This window comes from Amycolatopsis sp. NPDC059027 (genome assembly GCF_042739735.1).
Lineage (GTDB): Bacteria > Actinomycetota > Actinomycetes > Mycobacteriales > Pseudonocardiaceae > Amycolatopsis.
The window spans coordinates 1-2,756 of the sequence record NZ_JBHYIK010000162.1; the positions used below are offsets into that span (position 1 = coordinate 1).

General features: G+C 47.4%; 4 protein-coding genes. All 4 read left to right on the plus strand.

Translation table 11 applies throughout. The features are described from left to right. Positions 1-598 (plus strand): hypothetical protein (locus ACFWY9_RS44830; RefSeq protein ID WP_378341765.1); only part of this gene is annotated, 598 nt, incomplete at its 5' end. Continuing rightward, positions 599-1,705, plus strand: coding sequence for a hypothetical protein (locus tag ACFWY9_RS44835; protein WP_376642734.1), 1,107 nt, complete (start codon positions 599-601; stop codon positions 1,703-1,705). It begins immediately after the preceding gene. A gap of 13 nt (positions 1,706-1,718) precedes the next feature. Next, complete coding sequence (locus ACFWY9_RS44840) at positions 1,719-1,937, plus strand: hypothetical protein (RefSeq protein ID WP_376642732.1); 219 nt, start codon at positions 1,719-1,721, stop codon at positions 1,935-1,937. Further along, the gene (locus tag ACFWY9_RS44845; RefSeq protein WP_376322298.1) at positions 1,934-2,719 is read left to right on the plus strand and encodes a glucosaminidase domain-containing protein; all 786 of its coding nucleotides are present in this window, start codon (positions 1,934-1,936) and stop codon (positions 2,717-2,719) included. The genes ACFWY9_RS44840 and ACFWY9_RS44845 overlap by 4 nt, the downstream gene beginning before the upstream one ends. Positions 2,720-2,756: the final 37 nt, after the last annotated feature.

Here is a 2,756-nt window from a genome sequence, read left to right on the forward strand (position 1 = left end):
CAATTATCTTTTAGCCGTAGCGCCGGGGTCAACAAAGCTTTTGGCGCGACCGCTCGGCTATCACACAATCTACCTTGACGCCGCGATCGTGCAGCCCGAAAAAGTCCGGGTCGAATCTTGGATTGAGAAATTTACAGCGTCATCTATACCACAGTCCATTGACACCGTTCAGCTTGGGCAGATGACAGGAACCGTAGATATATCAGCGTTACCGCCGCTTGCGGCAGGCGACAAGCATATTGGGAGTGTTGAGATAGATAAGCCTGTCACACTCGGCGGGTCTTCTATCCCGGCGACACAACCTGTACCAACTCGGGAAGCCGGAATGAATGACTTTAGGGTTGGTGGGGTGAGTGTAGGCGTCACGCCTGTAATGGCAAAGTCAGGTTCTAGCAAACTGACAAACCGCCGAGAGTTGACGATCTACCCGCCTAACTCGGGTGTCATTTATTGGGGTAAGCAGGGTGTCGAGACGACTACAGGTGCGCCGCTCACGTCTAACGACAGCCCGCTAACATTTAAGGTTCATAGCCAAAGCCCTGACGTGTACCTAGTCGCTGATACTGAGACAGTCGTCACAATCGTGGAGGTTTCCTAATTGATTGAACTCGGGTCAAGGCGGACGCCGCCCTATGATGATACAGGCGTCAAAACAAGTATTTCAGATTTAAAAGACAAGATGGCAAAGCTTCAGGACACCGTTGACCATATGGACGTGTCAGATGAGATAAAGAACGATATTCTGACGCTTCAGCAAAAAGTCCAAGCGTTAGAGGATACCGCGGACGGTGGGTCAACTGGTGCAACTGACCAACAAATTCAAAGTATGAAGGCTGACGTTGATTCATTCGGCCGAGTCTTGGACGCTCATGTAAAGGACACGACCAAACACGTATCGTCTGAAGACCGTACCAAGTGGGACGGTATGAGTGACAGGGTGACGACATCAGAAACAAACCTGAAGAACCATATCGCAAATGCTAAACCTCACGTCTCGGATTCTGAACGTTTGAAATGGAATCAAGCTGCTACGGATGCGACACAGCTGCAAAAGGATTTACAGACAACGAATCTATCGCTTCAGGATGTTATCGGGGTTCAAAACTTCTCACAGAAATATGCATTAACGGATGCTGAAGGAATGCGGAAACGGTTGGCTTCAGCTGACAGCATATTCACCGCACCACCCGGTTTTTATTATGGGACAGGATGGAATCAACTACCGTTACCGGGTGACGCTTCTTGGTACTATCTCGACATTCTACCAGCGCCAAACGGTCTGCGGAAATTGGTTCTGACACGTTCCTATGATAATACGTCATGGATTGGTGTTATACACACTGACAATGTATTCAGGGGTTGGCGACAGCTGTTTACACAAAATGATTTTATGGCGCTCACATGGTATAACCTTCCGTTATTGAATGGAGCAAAGGCGTCAGGAAGAACACCGCAGTATACCCGCTGGGGAAACATCCTCATGCTAAAAGGTGACGTGGCGTGTGACCTCGGCGTTGACTTTGCACAATTGCCCGCGTCATATTCACCGTCAGACAAAAAGGCGGTCATGGCAACAGCATACGGAACGACAGGCTTCACAAAATTTTATATCAACACTGACGGTAAACTGGCGTTTGTCGGCTTTTCAGGAAACAATCAGTCCGCCGTGTCCAGTTGGTCATTAGACGCGGCAGTGCCTTACTAGGAGGGTTGGAGCAATGGAAATGATACAAGTATTCGTATATGATTCGGATTTCATCTTCGACTATCCTGAAATTGTTCCGGCTGATTCCGTACCGGATAATGCGACAACCGTACAGCCGCCGGGATATTGGCGGGCGCAATTTCAGAAGGATAGAAAACTATGGATTGAATCCGCTTCAGACGAACAAATAAATGAAATGAGACAACAAATGAGGGAGAGTGTAAAAGAATGAGTTTCATGGAGAATGTTGCAAGTGAAGCACAAAAATTATACGGTGTAAGTCGAGTTTTACCTTCAGTTATCACAGCACAAGCCATACATGAGTCAAATTGGGGCAAATCCGGGCTTGCTACGCGTGCAAATAACCTGTTTGGTATAAAAGGTATCGGGAACGCTGGAACCGTTCATATGGGCACGTGGGAGGTTTTAAACGGGGTCGATAAAACAATCAAAGCAGGGTTCCGGGCGTATAAGTCTGTTCGCGATTCTATCATAGACCTTGTGAACCTCTATAACCGTCTTGACCGTTATAAGGCTGTTGTCGGGGAAACGAACTATGTACAAGCTTGTGCCGCCATCCAAAAGGGTGGATATGCGACAGACCCGAACTATGCGAAGAAGCTTATCGCCACAATCGAAGCCCACGGGCTGACGAAATACGATAAGGTCGGGAACAAAGCCGCAGTGAAGGCGAAACCTGCCAAGTCGTCCGGCTCGACATATACCGTTAAGGCGGGTGACACATTGACAGCAATTGCAAAGAAATATAATACGTCAGTGAAGGAGTTGGCGAAAGTGAACGGTATTAAAGATGTTAATATGATTCGTGTTGGTCAAGTCCTGAAGGTATCAGGAGCCGCACCATCCGGCGGTACATTCTACACCGTAAAGGCGGGCGACAACCTGACGAAAATTGGTAAGAAATTCGGTGTGTCCGTTAAGACATTGACCACAGTTAATCGTATCCCGGATGCGAATAAGATTTATGTCGGTCAACGGTTAAGGGTGAAATAATTTACAATATATACTAACATTTGTTAAAATTAAGTAG

What these genes read in the sequence shown, in the direction of transcription:
- ACFWY9_RS44840 (WP_376642732.1), top strand. Translation starts at nt 1,719, where the DNA reads ATGGAAATGATACAAGTATTCGTATATGATTCGGATTTCATCTTCGAC.
- ACFWY9_RS44845 (WP_376322298.1), top strand. Translation starts at nt 1,934, where the DNA reads ATGAGTTTCATGGAGAATGTTGCAAGTGAAGCACAAAAATTATACGGT.